General features: G+C 53.6%; 18 protein-coding genes. 10 read left to right on the top strand and 8 right to left on the bottom strand.

Annotated elements, in window-relative coordinates:
• Positions 1-2: 2 nt before the first annotated feature.
• From J0X12_RS06960 to J0X12_RS06935, 6 genes are read right to left on the bottom strand one after another with little or no spacing between them, the layout of a single operon-like run.
• Positions 3-581 carry a COG4648 family protein gene (locus J0X12_RS06960; RefSeq protein WP_207043583.1) on the bottom strand — a complete coding sequence of 193 codons (579 nt, stop codon included), beginning with the start codon at positions 579-581 and terminating at the stop codon, positions 3-5.
• Positions 562-807 carry an acyl carrier protein gene (locus J0X12_RS06955; RefSeq protein ID WP_207043582.1) on the bottom strand — a complete coding sequence of 82 codons (246 nt, stop codon included), beginning with the start codon at positions 805-807 and terminating at the stop codon, positions 562-564. The genes J0X12_RS06960 and J0X12_RS06955 overlap by 20 nt, the downstream gene beginning before the upstream one ends.
• Positions 804-1,073, bottom strand: coding sequence for a phosphopantetheine-binding protein (locus tag J0X12_RS06950; protein ID WP_207043580.1), 270 nt, complete (start codon positions 1,071-1,073; stop codon positions 804-806). Before J0X12_RS06950 ends, J0X12_RS06955 begins: the two co-directional genes overlap by 4 nt.
• Positions 1,066-1,869, bottom strand: coding sequence for a 1-acyl-sn-glycerol-3-phosphate acyltransferase (locus J0X12_RS06945; protein ID WP_207043578.1), 804 nt, complete (start codon positions 1,867-1,869; stop codon positions 1,066-1,068). The genes J0X12_RS06950 and J0X12_RS06945 overlap by 8 nt, the downstream gene beginning before the upstream one ends.
• Positions 1,832-2,566 carry a beta-ketoacyl synthase chain length factor gene (locus J0X12_RS06940; RefSeq protein WP_207043577.1) on the bottom strand — a complete coding sequence of 245 codons (735 nt, stop codon included), beginning with the start codon at positions 2,564-2,566 and terminating at the stop codon, positions 1,832-1,834. The genes J0X12_RS06945 and J0X12_RS06940 overlap by 38 nt, the downstream gene beginning before the upstream one ends.
• A gap of 10 nt (positions 2,567-2,576) precedes the next feature.
• Positions 2,577-2,984 (bottom strand): hypothetical protein, encoded by a 408-nt coding sequence (locus J0X12_RS06935; RefSeq protein WP_207043575.1) that lies wholly within the window; start codon positions 2,982-2,984, stop codon positions 2,577-2,579.
• Between the two features lie 279 nt (positions 2,985-3,263).
• On the opposite strand from J0X12_RS06935, the gene J0X12_RS06930 reads away from it, so the two are divergent.
• The 10 genes from J0X12_RS06930 (at position 3,264) to J0X12_RS06885 (ending at position 12,497) form a co-directional block, all read left to right on the top strand.
• Positions 3,264-4,277 (top strand): zinc-binding dehydrogenase, encoded by a 1,014-nt coding sequence (locus J0X12_RS06930; RefSeq protein WP_207043573.1) that lies wholly within the window; start codon positions 3,264-3,266, stop codon positions 4,275-4,277.
• Position 4,278: 1 nt separating this feature from the next.
• Positions 4,279-5,775, top strand: coding sequence for a PfkB family carbohydrate kinase (locus J0X12_RS06925; protein WP_207043571.1), 1,497 nt, complete (start codon positions 4,279-4,281; stop codon positions 5,773-5,775).
• 14 nt (positions 5,776-5,789) lie between these two features.
• Complete coding sequence (locus J0X12_RS06920) at positions 5,790-6,632, top strand: nucleotidyltransferase family protein (RefSeq protein WP_207043569.1); 843 nt, start codon at positions 5,790-5,792, stop codon at positions 6,630-6,632.
• A gap of 104 nt (positions 6,633-6,736) precedes the next feature.
• Positions 6,737-7,729: a GDP-mannose 4,6-dehydratase gene (locus J0X12_RS06915; protein WP_207043567.1), complete on the top strand. Its 993-nt coding sequence runs from the start codon at positions 6,737-6,739 to the stop codon at positions 7,727-7,729.
• 39 nt (positions 7,730-7,768) lie between these two features.
• Positions 7,769-8,428 carry a class I SAM-dependent methyltransferase gene (locus J0X12_RS06910; protein ID WP_207043565.1) on the top strand — a complete coding sequence of 220 codons (660 nt, stop codon included), beginning with the start codon at positions 7,769-7,771 and terminating at the stop codon, positions 8,426-8,428.
• Positions 8,425-9,414, top strand: coding sequence for a thiamine pyrophosphate-dependent dehydrogenase E1 component subunit alpha (locus J0X12_RS06905; RefSeq protein WP_207043562.1), 990 nt, complete (start codon positions 8,425-8,427; stop codon positions 9,412-9,414). Before J0X12_RS06910 ends, J0X12_RS06905 begins: the two co-directional genes overlap by 4 nt.
• 3 nt (positions 9,415-9,417) lie before the next feature.
• Positions 9,418-10,467 carry an alpha-ketoacid dehydrogenase subunit beta gene (locus J0X12_RS06900; RefSeq protein WP_207043560.1) on the top strand — a complete coding sequence of 350 codons (1,050 nt, stop codon included), beginning with the start codon at positions 9,418-9,420 and terminating at the stop codon, positions 10,465-10,467.
• 33 nt (positions 10,468-10,500) lie between these two features.
• Positions 10,501-11,490: a lysylphosphatidylglycerol synthase transmembrane domain-containing protein gene (locus tag J0X12_RS06895; RefSeq protein WP_207043558.1), complete on the top strand. Its 990-nt coding sequence runs from the start codon at positions 10,501-10,503 to the stop codon at positions 11,488-11,490.
• Positions 11,491-11,492: 2 nt separating this feature from the next.
• Positions 11,493-11,996 (top strand): hypothetical protein, encoded by a 504-nt coding sequence (locus tag J0X12_RS06890; RefSeq protein WP_207043556.1) that lies wholly within the window; start codon positions 11,493-11,495, stop codon positions 11,994-11,996.
• 3 nt (positions 11,997-11,999) lie between these two features.
• Positions 12,000-12,497 carry a hypothetical protein gene (locus J0X12_RS06885; protein WP_207043554.1) on the top strand — a complete coding sequence of 166 codons (498 nt, stop codon included), beginning with the start codon at positions 12,000-12,002 and terminating at the stop codon, positions 12,495-12,497.
• A gap of 16 nt (positions 12,498-12,513) precedes the next feature.
• Here J0X12_RS06885 and J0X12_RS06880 read toward each other — a convergent pair whose 3' ends face one another.
• Both J0X12_RS06880 and J0X12_RS06875 read right to left on the bottom strand, forming a co-directional pair.
• Positions 12,514-13,374, bottom strand: a complete 861-nt coding sequence (locus tag J0X12_RS06880) for an FkbM family methyltransferase (protein ID WP_207043552.1) — start codon at positions 13,372-13,374, stop codon at positions 12,514-12,516.
• A gap of 42 nt (positions 13,375-13,416) precedes the next feature.
• Positions 13,417-15,183 (bottom strand): thiamine pyrophosphate-binding protein, encoded by a 1,767-nt coding sequence (locus J0X12_RS06875; RefSeq protein ID WP_207043550.1) that lies wholly within the window; start codon positions 15,181-15,183, stop codon positions 13,417-13,419.
• Positions 15,184-15,185 lie beyond the last annotated feature (2 nt).

Below are 15,185 nucleotides of genomic sequence, written 5' to 3'. Positions count from 1 at the left end.
GGTCAACTCACTTTTTTACGTTTGACGAGGCGACGGAGGAGATACTCGCCTCCAAACATCAGTCCAATCAACAGGTAGGAAATAAACCCGTTATAAAGCGTCCATGTAGCGAGGTCGGCATAGAGTGCGGTCCACAGCGAGATGGAAGCATTTACCAGGAAGAATATGACCCAGGCTTCCGTTACGTGGCGTGTATAGCATAGAGCCTGTGGATCGAGCTCGCCCTCCATCATTCGCGCAATCCGTTCAATGATTGGCGGCGGATAGATCAGGGAATACCCAAAGACGGCCGCGAATGAAAGGCTGATCAGTACCGGATAGGCCTTGATCGCCAACATTTCATTGATCGCCAACAGGGCCGCAACCGCGCCCAGAACGGCCAGATAAATCCAGAATTCCGACTTACGCGGGTGCCGTCTCCTGTGCAACAATAGACGCAGGATCAAGAAAGCGACAAGCGCCAACCCGACAACCAAAGGAGAGAATTTCATCAGCCCGAAATAGACGATGAAGGGGTAGGCAATACTGATCAGGACGAGCAGTAGGTCCAGCGGTCTTGTTTTACGCCGCCAAGAGGGCATGAACCCGGTCCACCACATCACCCACGGAGCGTACTGTCCGAAACTCGTCCGGCGGGATTTTCTTCCCCGTCAGATCCTGCAGCTTGACCACCAGATCCACCGCGTCAATGCTGTCCAGATCCAGGTCTTCATAAAGCTGGGCATCCTCGGTAATCAGTTCCGGCGGCACCTCGAACATATCTTCCAGATATTCGCGGAGTTTTTCGTAAATCTCGTCGCGGGTCATGCCCCCAGTTCCTTCCTTTCGGATGTAATGAAGCGGGCGAGACTGCGCACGGAAGCGAAATGCTCCTTCAAATCATCATTTTTGGCGTTAATTTTAATGCCGTAGGTTTTCTGAATAGCGACACCAAGTTCAAGTGCGTCGATCGAATCAAGGCCCAACCCATCAACGAACAGGCGCTCTTCACTGTCAATCTCCTCGGGTGTGATATCCTCGAGGTTCAGGGTCTTGACCACCAGCTTCTTAATTTCCAATTCAAAATCATTCATTGCAGAGTTTTCCAATATAATACTGCTCCAGCTCGCGCGTCAGCTTGCGTACTTTCAATGATCTCGGTTCATGCCTCAGATAATCGGCCATGTCCAGTTGTTCGTTAAAGGTTATATCAAAGCGGGCCTGGCGCGACGGGATAGCGTACCATGGACTTCCTTTCGTTAAGGTTGACGGCTTGCAGATTATGGTAACGAGCTGGATCGGGGCGCTGAAATGCATCGCGATATTCGCGAACCCCCGCTGGAATTTAAGCGCCTGCCCCGGTACCGAGCGGGTCCCTTCCGGGAAAACCAGAATATTTTGCCCATTTTTCAATGTCTTCTCGCATTGGGCCATCATCTTTTCCGCATCACCATCATTGCGGATATAACCCGCCGCACGCATTACACCGCCAAGGTAGATGTTGTCCCATAACTCATGCTTGACGATACATTGGACATCCGGCATCCGGGACATGAGAAAGACCGTATCCAGCAGGGAGGGATGATTGGCGACAATAAGGGCGCCCCGGACGTTTTGCAGCCTTTCCGTATCGTGAAATCGGGAATCGATAATACCGCCAACCCGCAGCAGATAGACAAAAACACGGAAGGCATAATAGATGGTTTTTCTCACCCGCCGGATACGGGTTGTTTCATCTCTGGTAAAGAGAGCAATGGACGTAAAGACAAAAACGGTCATAAATATGCCGCCGAGACCGAAAAAGGTAAACGCGAGCCCCGTCCCGATCAACCGCCAGACATAATTCATCCGTTCAAGCATGACGTCTGCACCACCAATCGCCTTCCGCACCAGACCAGTTCCAGTCAGCGTCCCCTCGCAGCAAAAACCGGATAAAGCTCTTCAATGGATCTCCCTTTTTAACCCGTGTCTGGATCCCGGAAAACCCGAGCGAGTACGCCTCTTCCCCAGGCTTCGCTCCTCCGACAAGCAGCGCCAGGGCGCAAACGGGCATATCCGTCTCCTGAAACGGTGCGTAGAAATCAGGAAGCGTCTCATCGGCATGCAACAGCAATACCGGCGAAGTCGGGTCTTCCTTCAAAGAGGTAATCGCCTCTATCAGTCCCAGGCACAGGCTTTCCCCGCCGGCGGCAATCGCCGTATGCGACTCTCGGTTTTTGCTGACGATGGACAGCATTCCGGCGAGGGAATTATGCACTGACATGCCAAATCCGGTGGGAGAGACTGGGTCCTCCACCGCAAGGCTTTTCAGCAACGACAGCATCTCCGTGACATTGCCATTGCGGGAACTGAAAACGACGCGGGGAGTTTCTTCGGCCTCGACATCCATAGCGACCCGAAGGGCAATTTTACCCAGCCGGGAAAGGCGCCGGCGCTGTCCTGCCGGCAGGTCCCGCACATCCGGTACTGCCTCCCCTTTGGGAATATCTGTGTCCCCGTCAGCCCAGAGACGCCATGCCTCTGGACTATCAAGTGACGGCGCCCAGGCAGACCATTGCCGAACCGAAAATGAAATTCCCGTTTCCATCAAAACAACCTTAAGCTTTAAGGGCGGCGACGTTCAGGCTCTTGTTGATATCATTTTCTAGGGTACGAATCCATTTATTGTAGTTCCGATGAATTTTCTCCCCATTATACAAAAGGTCCACGCTGGAGACGTAGTTAATTGAATAACTCTCTTTGGTATAACGAATATCGACAACAGCTACATGGGTGCGGTTTTTCAACGTCGCCTTGATTACGCCCGGACCGGCGTCCGACACGCTCCAACCACGGTTAATCGCGGCGGTTTTGATAATTGCCTCAATATTGCCAATGGGACCTTCCTGCAATTTTACCGGTATCGCGATCGATTCTGCGTTGTAAACCGGCTGCAAACGGGTATCACAGGCGCTGATAAACAGGGCCAAGGTCGCGACCATCGCCAGATAGAAAAATTGTTTCATCACACTCGTCCTTCCAAAGACTACAAACTCATTGCCCGATTCTCCGGCCGGGCATTCCGGTTCCTTAAAGATTTACAATCACTGCGATTTAATTGCCAGAGCGAAACTGACTTTATTGTATCAATTACAATCCCTGTTAGCGTATAGAGTAGGTTTCAATCTTGGCGGACTGCTGTTATTGTCATCGCGATCTCGCCTCCGGACCAAATTTGATTGAAATAAAAAGGTTTAAAACCAGTCGACATGAAGGCCGCTGTTCTTTTCGAAACCGGAAAACCCTTGCGTTTAATCGACGGAATTGATATCCCCGCTCCCCTCCCCGGTCAGGTTGAAGTCGAGATTGCCTATAGCGGGGTCTGCCACAGCCAGCTTATGGAAGTCCGCGGCAAACGCGGGGAAGACAGATATCTGCCTCACCTGCTCGGGCATGAAGCCACCGGCATTGTTCGGGCAACGGGAAACGGTGTCAGCAAAGTAGCGATCGGTGACAAGGTCATTCTCGGCTGGATTCGCGGAACGGGAATGGACGCGCCGGGCGCCCTGTATAACTGGCGCGGTCAGGTCATCAATTCCGGCGGCATCACCACCTTCAATGAACGCGCCATTATCGCGGAGAATCGGATCACTCCCCTTCCGAAAGGCCTCTCCATGGATCTCGGCGTGCTATTCGGCTGTGCGATTCCGACGGGCGCCGGTCTGGCGCTCAACGAGATTGACATTTCACCGGACGATACGGTTGTGGTCATTGGCATTGGCGGTATTGGCGCCATAGCACTCATGTACGCCCGCTGCCACAGGCCAAAAAAGCTGATCGCTATCGACGTGAAAGAGGAAAAACGCGAGGCCGCGCTAAAGCTCGGCGCGACACATGCGCTCAACGGCAGCGATTCCGATATCCTGGAACAAGTCATGGCGCTGACCGATTCAACAGGGGCGGACTACGCTCTCGATGCTGCGGGACATACGGCAACTATCGAGCTTGCTTTCAATGCTGTGCGGCGCAATGGCGGCCGCTGCGTTTTTGCCTCTCACCCCGCAGCTGGCCAGAAAATTTCCATAGATCCGTTCGAATTGGTCAATGGCAAGCAGATTCAGGGCAGCTGGGGCGGCGGAACCCGGCCCGACCAGGACGTTCCGCGCTTTTACCAAATGGCGGTAGATCAGAATCTGCCACTCAACAATATGATTACCAAGCGCTACAGCCTTGACAATGTCAATGTCGCATTGGATGACTTGGAGGCAGGCCGCGTCATGCGCCCCCTATTGGAAATCAATCCATCCCTTGGGGAATAAGATGACAGCAAGCCTGAATGACCACGCCTCCCGGATCGCCGCATTACGCGCAGAACATGGTTCAAACAGCAAAGTCGGCATGGTCAGCGGCAATTTCAATGTTGTCCATCCGGGACATCTCCGGCTGTTAAAATTCGCGGCAGATTGTTGTGACATCCTTGTGGTCGCCGTGAATGCGGACGACAGGCTGGGCGTCTTGGTGCCGGCGCATCTCCGGCTCGAGAATATTGCCGCAATCAGCTATGTCGACTATTCCTTTATAATTGAAGATGACCTTGCGACGGCCATTGATGCGATCCGCCCGGACCTCGTCGTAAAGGGCAAAGAACATCAGGAATTTCATAATCCGGAGCGTGATGCGTTGGCGGTTTATGGCGGCAAGCTCCTCTTCAGCGCCGGTGATGCAGTCTTTTCCTCAATTGACCTCATTCAAGCGGAGAGTGAGCGACCAACCTCAAACTTTAATTTAAAATCATCAGCTAACTATTTGAATCGACACAATATAAAGGGAGAGGATTTCTCTGCCATTCTCGACCGGTTTAATGATTTGAGTGTGCTGGTCATTGGCGACCTGATTGTTGACGAATATATTACCTGCGATGTGCTCGGCCTCTCCCGCGAGGATCCAACCGTTGTTGTCACACCGGTGCTGGAGCAGAAATTTATCGGCGGAGCCGGAATCGTCGCCAGTCATGCAAAGGGGCTTGGGGCAAAAACCAGTTATCTCACGGTCTGCGGCGACGATCATGAGGCAACCGACAGCCAGAAGAAGCTGGAAGACTATGGCGTCGATGTCATAATCGCCCGCGACCCAAGCCGTACAACGACACTCAAGCAACGGTTCCGGAGTGCCGGTAAGACACTGCTCCGTGTTTCCAAGCTTAAACAACACGCCATCGATCAGGTTCTGCAAGACCAGATTTTCGATCACTTCAAGGCTATGGCAAGCAATCTGGACCTGCTGATATTTTCTGACTTCAATTACGGGGTTTTACCGCAAAGCCTGGTCAATCGTATATCTGCCTACTGCCTGGAGAAACGAATTCCCATGGTGGCCGACAGCCAGTCTTCCTCCCAGATCGGCAATATCGCCCGCTTTGAGAAGATGCTTCTGCTCAAACCCACCGAGATCGAGGCACGGCTCGCCATACAGGATCATGATATCGGGCTTGTTGCCGTCGCCGAGGCGCTTGCCCACAAATGCCAGCCGGAGCATATTCTCCTCACACTCGGTGCGGAAGGAACGCTGATTCAGACGACCCATCCGGACAACAGCAAATGGATGACAGACCGTCTTCCGGCGTTGTGCTCCTCGCCAAAGGACCCTGCGGGTGCAGGTGATGCCATGCTGGTCTCCGCCTCGCTTGCGCTGGCCAGCGGCGCATCCATATGGGAAGCCGCCTACATCGGCTCCGTCGCGTCGGGATGTCAGGTGGCGACGGTCGGCAACCGTCCGCTCAGCGTTGATGAAATCCGCCACGAACTCGGCGTACTCTAACGGAAGGCGGGAGGATGGAGGCACTATTACTCGCCGCCGGACTCGGCACCCGATTGCAGCCGCTCACATCGGAGTTGCCGAAATGCCTGATGCCAATTCATGGACGTCCCTTGCTTGGACTCTGGCTGGAGATGCTGATTTCCGGTGGCATTGATCGAATTTTTATCAATCTTCATTATCTGGCACCACTCGTCCGCGAGTATGTCTCAACCAGCCCTTATGCACGCCATGTCCGGTTTCTCGAGGAACCCGAACTATTAGGGACTGCAGGTACGCTGAAGACATTCCGCAAGGAATATTCCGATAATGCGTTGCTTATGGCGCACGCAGACAATCTCACCCTCTTTGATGTCAGGGAATTTCGACGTTCTTTTGAAAATCGACCAAAAGACTGCGCGCTCACCATGATGACCTTTGAGACAGATGACCCGCAAAGTTGTGGCATCGTAACCCTTGATAAGGAAAAGCGGGTCATCGATTTCGTTGAGAAGCCAAAAACGGATATCGGCCGGTTAGCCAATGGCGCGGTCTATATAATGGATATCGCCGCAATAGACAGGATCTTGAAGACAGATCCGGAAATCACGGATTTCAGTACTGAGATCCTGCCGCATTTCGTTGGTCATATGAACAGCTTTCACAATCACCTGTATCATCGGGATATCGGCAATGTGACGGCGCTTGCCGATGCACAGAAGGAAATCCGCGACAGGCCACAGGCACAGGCGCTTATCTCGGCGGTGCCCTCCTATTGGTCGATGGAGGAGACCCGGCAATTGCGTCTTCGTCAATTCCAAGCATGCCTGGCGACGACGTCGGTTGATGCGGCGGCCATAACACTCATGACGGAAAAATAGGGCCAAAAGGAATGGACGTCCCCTCCTCAAAGATGTAGTTAATAAATGATTTTTTATGGCCCGCGTATTCACAGGAACCACGCCAGACAGACCGGTAGTTTTTCATGACCCAGAATTTTCTTGTCCTTGGCAGCAATTCCTTTTCCGGCGCAAGCTTCGTCGCCCATCTCTTGAAATCCGGTTTTACCGTGCAGGGCGCGAGCCGATCTGCCGAGCCCCATGACGCCTTCCTTCCCTATAAATGGTCCGGTAAGGCAGACAATTTCCAGTTTCACCAGCTTGACCTGAACAACGATCTCGAAAAGATCGTCGACCTTGTCGTGGCGGAAGATATCTCCCATGTGGTGAATTTCGCCTCCCAAAGCATGGTGGGAGAAAGCTGGGCAAATCCCGGGGACTGGTTCCGTACCAACGCGCTTTCCACCGTATTGCTGCATGATGCCCTTCGTAAACTCGATACCCTCGAAAAATATGTTCATATCTCGACACCGGAGGTGTATGGCAGCACCTCTGGCTTTGTCAGGGAAGATCACGTCCTGAACCCGAGCACGCCTTATGCCGTCTCCCGCGCGGCGGCGGATATGAGCCTCAACAGCTTTTTCAAGGCCTACGACTTTCCGGTCACCTATACCCGGGCGGCCAATGTTTATGGCCCCGGGCAGCAGCTCTATCGCATTATTCCGCGCACAATCCTTTATGCGCTCACCGGTCAGAAGCTTCAGCTTCATGGCGGCGGACATTCGGAACGCTCTTTTATTCATATCGATGACGTTTCAAGCGCGACCCTAAAAATTGCCCTCAATGGAAAGCTAGGCGAGTGTTACCACATCTCCACCCCTGAATTGATTAGTATCCGCAATCTGGTGGAAAAGATCTGTGTTGCCCTCGGCGTAGATCCGGCCGACATGATCGAGGTCGTCGGCGAACGCCAAGGCAAGGACCAAACCTATAGTCTGGATGATTCCAAGCTTCGTGACTCCTTGAACTGGTCTGACGAAATCTCGCTCGACGACGGAATTTCCGAGACCGTCGAGTGGGTCAGGAATAATCTTGAGGCACTGAAACAGCTGCCGCAATCCTATATTCATAAGCCGTAACACACTCAAATTTGATGAGATAAGGAAACAAGGTCAACGATGGGACAGGAAATCGATCTGCTGGTAAATTACCCGAAGACAAAGCGGGACTTAACACAGCGGGGAAATGAAAAGACCGAAGAAGATCGCGCCATCGCCCGACAGTTCGGCAAGGCTTTTTTCGATGGAGACAGGCGCCACGGCTACGGCGGTTTTTCGTATAATGCGCGGTTCTGGCAGCCCGTCGTGCCGACCTTTCAGGAACATTTCGGCCTTACGGGCTCTTCCAGCCTTCTGGATGTGGGCTGCGCAAAGGGTTTCATGCTTCATGACCTGATGACGCTCATCCCAGGCATTACGGTGCGCGGCATTGATGTGTCTGGCTATGCCATTGAGAACAGCATCGAGAGCGTTCGTGATTTCGTATCCGTCGCCGACGCACGGAAATTGCCCTTCGAGGATAACAGCTTCGATGTCGTTGTTTCCGTCAACACGGTTCACAATCTCGAAAAAGAGGACTGTGGAAAAGCCCTGCAGGAGATTGAGCGGGTGTCTCGCGGTAAATCCTTCATCACGGTAGATGCCTATCGCACGGATGAGGAATATGAACGCATGCAGGCCTGGAACCTGACAGCCAAGACAATCCTCCATGTCGATGGGTGGAAGGCCTTTTTCAAAGAGATCGGCTACACAGGCGACTACTACTGGTTTATCCCATGACACCAGAGCTGACCAAATCACTGGCCCATGGCATGCGCCGTATCCGCACTGTTGAGGAAACCATCGCCGCGCGCTACAGCGAGCAGGAAATGCGTTGCCCGACCCATCTTTCCAGTGGACAAGAGGCTGTCTCTGCCGCTGCTGGGGCGCTTCTGCGACACAGCGATCTTGCCGTCAGCGGTCACCGGGCACATGCGCATTATCTCGCAAAAGGCGGAAGCCTGAACGCGATGATTGCCGAAATTTATGGCCGCGTGACCGGCTGCGCCCGTGGCAAGGGCGGCTCCATGCATCTGATTGACGAGGCCGTTGGTTTTATGGGCTCAACAGCGATTGTCGGCGGCACGGTGCCCGTAGGGGTTGGCCTCGGCTATAGCCTGATGATAAAGGGCGGAGATGATATCGCCTGTATTTTCCTGGGTGATGCCGTTGTCGAGACTGGCGTGTTTCACGAGGCCCTCAACTTTGCGACCCTGAAAAACCTGCCGGTACTGTTTATCTGCGAAAACAATTTCTACTCCGTCTATTCCCCGCTCGAAGTCCGCCAGCCTACAGCGCGGGAAATCCATGAGAAGATCGCCGGCTACGGTATTCATACGGCATCGGGAGACGGTAATGACGTTGCAGCGGTTCATGCAGTCATGTCTGATGCAATAACGAAAATCCGGGCTGGCGGCGGACCTGCCTTTCTTGAATTCTCGACCTTCCGCTGGCGGGAACATTGCGGGCCGAATTATGATGATGATCTCGGCTATCGCCCTGATCCGATGATAGAAGAATGGACCGCACGTGATCCGATCTCGCTCTTTGAGGGCAAGGCCCTCGCTGACGGTCGATTAATTCAGGGCGAAATTGACGCAATGCAACAGGAAATTGATACGGAAGTGAACGCCGCCTTTGACTTTGCGCGATCTTCTGAATTTCCGCCCGCCGAAGAGGCTGACATGCATGTCTTCGCAGACCAAATGACGGGAGGCCCGCTCTAAACTATGCGCAGCTTTGCCAATGAAATTCGTGACGGATTGGATCAGGCGCTTGCCGAGGATCCCGGCGTTCTTGTCTTCGGTCTTGGTGTTCCTGACCCGAAAGGCGTTTTCGGGACAACTCTGGATCTACAGGAAAAGTACGGGGAAAAGCGTGTCTTTGACATGCCAACCTCAGAAAATGCCATGACCGGCATTGCCATTGGTGCCGCACTCGGCGGTTTCAAGCCTGTTCTGACCCACCAAAGGCTCGATTTTGCGCTTCTTTCCATGGACCAGCTGGTCAATAATGCGGCCAAATGGCATTTCATGTTTGGCGGCAAGCGCAGTGTCCCGATCACCATCCGGATGATCCTGGGGCGCGGCTGGGGTCAGGGTCCGACCCACTCCCAAAACCTGCAATCCTGGTTTGCCCATATTCCGGGATTGAAGGTAGTCATGCCGGCGCTCGCATCTGACGCAAAGGGCTTGCTTCTTTCCAGCATATTCGATCCCAACCCGGTTATCTTCCTAGAGCATCGCTGGCTCCATAACGCCCAGACGGAAGCTGCCGATACCAACAAGCCTATTCCGCTCGGCGAGGCTAACCTTCTGCGGGAAGGAGACGCTGTGACCGTTGTCTCCGTCTCCTACATGACGATTGAGGCGCTGCATGCCGTCGATGTCTTGAAAGAGCAAGGCATTTCCTGCGACCTGATTGACCTGAGAAGCATTTCGCCCATCGATTGGCCGAAGATCGAGAAATCAGTGAAGAAGACAGGTAAGCTGTTGGTGCTGGACACGGGTTTCAAGAGCTTCGGCATTGCGGCCGAAATCATGGCGCATATCACGGAGACCTGCTTCAGGGACCTGACGCTCCCCCCTGCTCGCTTAACGGCACCGGATTATTCGGAGTCGACCAGTCCGGCGCTGACAAAAGACTACCATATACGGGCCGAGCATATCGCGGCCAGAATTGGGGACATGACGGATCGGGATGTGTCGATCGAGCCGATTTTAAATGCCCGGGGGGCCGCCCACGACGTACCGGGAAACTGGTTTACCGGCCCGTTTTAAGGGCTCGCATAGGCGGGAAAGGAAACGGGCAGATTGATTTTTACAATTCTCAAAGTCGTCATTGGAATTGGCTGCATTATCGCCCTGATCCATTTCGATTTTATCGATTTTAGTCTGCTAGCCAACGCGCTCTCTGCACCTGGGGTGGTTCTCTTCGCGTTTGCCTGCCTGCTTATTACTGTCTTTATCGGCGCGCTTAGGTGGCAGATCCTGATGCGCGCCCTGCACGCCGAAATCGGCTATCTGCAATCCCTGAACTTCACTTTTATTGGCCAGTTTTTTAACGTCTTCCTGCCCGGGGCCTATGGCGGGGATTTCGTGCGCGGTGGCCTCGCCTATCGTCTGCACAAGGACAAGCTCGGTGCGATCATGATGAGCAGCCTTGTCGATCGCTTGACCGGCCTTGTCGGCCTCCTCGTCATTTCACTCGCGGTACTGGCGCTGATCCCATCACAATTTCAGTTCTGGATCGGGGTTATTGTCGTTACCGGTCTGGCCCTCGCTTTTTTTGGCCTGGTTGCCGCCGTAAAATTCCAGGGAATATTTATTTCCCTGATACGCCTCATGCCGGGGCCGGTGGAACGGATTCTGATGCGGATTTTCAAAACTGTCGTTGGTGCGCTTGAAAAATACTGGAACCGCAAAATGGATCTTGTTGCGGCGGTCGCACTCTCCGTCTTCCAGTATGTACTGGTCCTCGAATCCTTGCATTTGCTGGGCGGCGCTATGGACATCACGGGTCTTTCCTGGATCGGCTATATTGTATCCGGTGTCGCCGGCCTGTTCGCCAACGCCATTCCCATTTCCCCCGGCGGCCTGGGCATCGGCGAGGCTGCATTTGGTCAGATCGCCCATCTGCTGGAGGATCAAGCCACAAACACGGCCTATAGCTCCGTCTTCCTGCTGATGCGAACATTGACTCTGCTCACGGCCGTATTCGGCGTTATCCCCTTCCTTCTCTATCGCGATGCGGTAAATGCCGTTACCCGCGAGAAGGATAAACTACAGCAGGGCGGCGCCTAACCATGTACCAGAATGTCTTTTTCCTGCTGATCTTGTCGATTGTGACCGGGCTGTGTCTGCATGTCTTTTCCAGTCGGCGACGCCATGGTAAAGGCATCTATCAAATGGCCATTCTGCTGCTGAATGGCAGCCTTTTCACGATGACCTGCCTGTTTCTTTTGACCGGCATCGACCTCACTTTTGAGCATCTCGTTATCGCGGTGGTGTTCATCGAAAGCTTTGTCGCGGTCTATTGCCTGATCCTGATCGGTGTCGTGCATGACTCCCCTACCCTCGCCATTGTGAAGGCCCTGATGGCGGCTGGCCCGAAAGGGCTGTCTGATCAGGAGTTGGATAGCTTTATCAAGGCCCATCCGTTTGTTGGAGCACGGCTGGAGGCGCTGCAAACCACCGGTGATGTTGTCGTACGGGAGGGAGTTATTTCCCTGACAACCCGATCCCAATGGATAGTCCGGATCCTCTCCGTCTATACCCGGCTTTTGCGTATCGACCGTGAAAGGGGTTAGGTCATGATGACAATTTTTATGGCTATAGTCATCATTCTCATCATCGCGGCTATATGTGATCTACTGATCGCCCGTTTGAGCGGCAAACGGCTGCTCGGCTATATGGCTAGCTTTCTGATCACGCTGATCGGGCTTCCCCTGGTCCTCGCCTCAGTCATCTCACCCGTTGATATTTATGCGATCGTCGTCGCACTCGGGATCGCCCTGATGTGGTGGTTCATCTATCTCAATCTGGCGCAGGCAGTGGAGTCTTCCCTGCGCATCCGCATGCTTCGGGAAATAGACGCCGAGGGAGGCTCAGTCGACATCGATAAGCTCAAATTAATCTACAATGACGATCGCCTGATCCGCATTCGCCTCAAACGTCTTGAAGATGGCGGCGCCGTGCGCCTGAAAGACGGGCGGCATCATCTCAATTCCGGAAAGTTGGAGAAAGCCGCACATTTCTTTACGGCCCTCAAGCGGCTCCTGTTAAACCGGCGAAGCCAGTTTGACGTATAATTTGGGGCATTCCAGCCTATCCCCAGAACATGCGTGATTTGCTGGAGATAAAGAGGCTGCCTTCCTTATAGGACGTCGGAATGTCTTCCAGACCGTCCGCTTTCTGCCATCCCTTCTTCTGGGAGAAGAGATTCACCCCAAGACCGCTGAAATACTCATATATCTCAACGGCATTTTCTGGTGTACCGACCTCGACAATAGCATCAAGAGCCTGCCAGTAATCTGCCGGAATGGCTTTCAGGATAACCGTTTCATGGCCTTCCGCATCGATTTTCGCAAATTCCGCCCCCTTGAAAACATCTGAAGCGGCTTTGACCTCGACCATATATTTCGTGAGATCGCCATAGGGATTGCTCTTTGCACCCGCCAGGTGGCTACCTGTTGTATTGCCCTCAACCCGGATAAACTCCGCCTGCCCGTTGGTATCGGAAACAGCCGCCTTGACCGGAGTCACGTTCCCGGTAACCCCATTTACTTCCAGCCGGCCTTTCAACCAGTCAAAATGCCTGTCGTCCGGCTCATAGCTCGTGACCGCGAAGCCAAGCTTCGCCATAAGGATCGAATGCAAACCCAGATTTGCACCGATATCAACGGTCGTTTTATAGCGATCCTTATTTGCATGATAGAAGCTGAACAAAATCAGCTCGTCCAGCCCGAAGAGATCAAGGGAGTCGATTGCACCCATTTTCTGATAAGGCATCATCAGATTCCCGAATGGCCCGAACGGGACCGGCTCTCCGTCTGCTGACGTAAAGGCGGAATTCTTGATAAAATCAAGGCAACAGGCATCCAGCAGCTTATAGAGAGGGCTGGTCCGTGCATGCAGAGCGGAGGTAGTCTGCAAGGCTTCGAATAGATTATTTTCCGCTAGGTTCATCGCATGCTTTCCCGTTTAACGAATTATCGGAGGGTGCCATCTTTATCCGGAATATCTCGGGATGACCATCTCTTCTTCCAGAACTTTTTCATCCAGGGCCGGAAGCTGATCTTCAAGGGCCGCGCCGAATTTCAATACCGGATAAAGCCGCTGGTCCGGATTGATCTCGACATTGACAAAAACGGGACCCGTTTCCGCATATACCTGCCGAAGCTGCGACTGCATTTGCGCCGGATCGTCAATGGTGACGGTCTTCAGCCCCATGGAGCTGGCAACGGCAGGGAAATCGGTAAAGGCAAGGCCGGACGGTCCATGCACGCCGACGTAATTGGCGCCGAGCCACGTCTCCAGCGTCTGTTTCTGGATCCCGTGCCCATGATTATTAAAAAGGAATATCCGGAGTTTCATCTGATGTTTGACGACCGTTGCCAGCTCGGGCAGGCAGATCATCAGTCCCCCATCTCCGATCAGGCAAGTGAACGCCTCATCAGGCTCCGCCGCCGCCGCACCAATGGCCGCAGGTAGGGAATATCCCATGGGCGTATTGTTCCAGGCGCTGTGAAGACGCTGGCCGTGCTTGAACTGGAAGGCATTACAGGTCCAGGTCAGGTTGCCCCCCGTATCGGCAAAAATCGTCTCGCCTGCGGGCACGAACCCGGACAATGCATCAATAAACTGGTAGGCATTGACACTTCCCGGCTTTGGTTCCGGATCATAATTCTCACCGCCAAAACGATCTTTCCACTGAGCGATCTGGCTGTGCCATCCGGTAAATGCCGGTGATTTATGCGTTGCATATTCGTCGATAATCGGCAGGGCATCCTCCATGCGGGCGGCAACCCGGTGGGAGACCGCAATGCCAAATCCATCAAACTTGTCCATTTCGCCGACGCTGACATCTACCATGGCAATTTCGGCGGCGCGTGCGAAAGACGGCAGGATCCCGCCCGTCAAATTCTGGGAAAGGCGCGAACCCAGGCACAGCAAAAAGTCTGCGTTCTGCACGACATAATTCCCGATGCGCGGCGCATAGACTCCAAAACTGCCGATTTTAAGGGGGTGGTTATGGGGCAGAAGATCAACGGCAGCCCAACTTGAAAGAACTGGCGCGCCAAGCCTGTCGCATAAAGCCGCAAGATCATGGCCGCATTCAGGGGTTTTCAAACCACCGCCCAGAATAACCGCCGGGCGTTCGGCCGCGAAAAACCTCTCCATGACGCTATGAAGGGGCGCTTCAATGTCCGGTGCAGGTAAAGCTTCCGGTGTAAATCCCGCGAGTGTACCGGGGTCAATCTCGGCGCGCTGAAAATCATCCGGGATATCAATCAGAACCGTGCCCGGTCGCCCCTCAAACGCCATATAATAGGCTTTTTCGAGGCAATAGCGGATTTCCTCTGGCTTCTTGATTTGCACCGCATATTTAGTCACTGTCTCGAAAATGGAGACGACATCCGTTTCCTGAAATCCACGCTGACGAATATCAAGATCACCCTTTAAGCGGTGCGAGGCCACCTGTCCCGTCAACATCAGGGTTGGTACGCTGTCATAGAAGGAACAACAGGTTCCGGTCAGGAGATTCGTGGCGCCAGGCCCGCTTGTTGTAATTGCAACTCCCAGCTTTCCGGTCCGCCGTGCGTAACCATCGGCGGATATCGCGGCGCTCTGCTCATGCTGGGAACAGGTGAAATCTATGTTCGGGTGTTTTGAGACGGAATCCAACAGATGCACGGCCGCCCCGCCGGACATGCCGAAAACCTGGGTGACGCCCTTGCTGGCAAGAAAATCTATGACATAAGAAGATAGTTTCATCG

It is taken from the genome of Sneathiella sedimenti, assembly GCF_017313765.1.
Taxonomy (GTDB): Bacteria; Pseudomonadota; Alphaproteobacteria; order Sneathiellales; family Sneathiellaceae; genus Sneathiella; species Sneathiella sedimenti.
The sequence above is the reverse complement of the archived record's forward strand: the minus strand, read 5'-3'. Positions and strand labels throughout refer to the sequence as shown.

Excerpts from the sequence above, each read along its gene's own strand:
- J0X12_RS06960 (WP_207043583.1), bottom strand. The coding sequence starts at position 581 with ATGCCCTCTTGGCGGCGTAAAACAAGACCGCTGGACCTACTGCTCGTC.
- J0X12_RS06955 (WP_207043582.1), bottom strand. The coding sequence starts at position 807 with ATGACCCGCGACGAGATTTACGAAAAACTCCGCGAATATCTGGAAGAT.
- J0X12_RS06950 (WP_207043580.1), bottom strand. The coding sequence starts at position 1,073 with ATGAATGATTTTGAATTGGAAATTAAGAAGCTGGTGGTCAAGACCCTG.
- J0X12_RS06940 (WP_207043577.1), bottom strand. The coding sequence starts at position 2,566 with ATGGAAACGGGAATTTCATTTTCGGTTCGGCAATGGTCTGCCTGGGCG.
- J0X12_RS06935 (WP_207043575.1), bottom strand. The coding sequence starts at position 2,984 with ATGAAACAATTTTTCTATCTGGCGATGGTCGCGACCTTGGCCCTGTTT.
- J0X12_RS06925 (WP_207043571.1), top strand. The coding sequence starts at position 4,279 with ATGACAGCAAGCCTGAATGACCACGCCTCCCGGATCGCCGCATTACGC.
- J0X12_RS06920 (WP_207043569.1), top strand. The coding sequence starts at position 5,790 with ATGGAGGCACTATTACTCGCCGCCGGACTCGGCACCCGATTGCAGCCG.
- J0X12_RS06915 (WP_207043567.1), top strand. The coding sequence starts at position 6,737 with ATGACCCAGAATTTTCTTGTCCTTGGCAGCAATTCCTTTTCCGGCGCA.
- J0X12_RS06910 (WP_207043565.1), top strand. The coding sequence starts at position 7,769 with ATGGGACAGGAAATCGATCTGCTGGTAAATTACCCGAAGACAAAGCGG.
- J0X12_RS06905 (WP_207043562.1), top strand. The coding sequence starts at position 8,425 with ATGACACCAGAGCTGACCAAATCACTGGCCCATGGCATGCGCCGTATC.
- J0X12_RS06900 (WP_207043560.1), top strand. The coding sequence starts at position 9,418 with ATGCGCAGCTTTGCCAATGAAATTCGTGACGGATTGGATCAGGCGCTT.
- J0X12_RS06890 (WP_207043556.1), top strand. The coding sequence starts at position 11,493 with ATGTACCAGAATGTCTTTTTCCTGCTGATCTTGTCGATTGTGACCGGG.
- J0X12_RS06885 (WP_207043554.1), top strand. The coding sequence starts at position 12,000 with ATGATGACAATTTTTATGGCTATAGTCATCATTCTCATCATCGCGGCT.
- J0X12_RS06880 (WP_207043552.1), bottom strand. The coding sequence starts at position 13,374 with ATGAACCTAGCGGAAAATAATCTATTCGAAGCCTTGCAGACTACCTCC.
- J0X12_RS06875 (WP_207043550.1), bottom strand. The coding sequence starts at position 15,183 with ATGAAACTATCTTCTTATGTCATAGATTTTCTTGCCAGCAAGGGCGTC.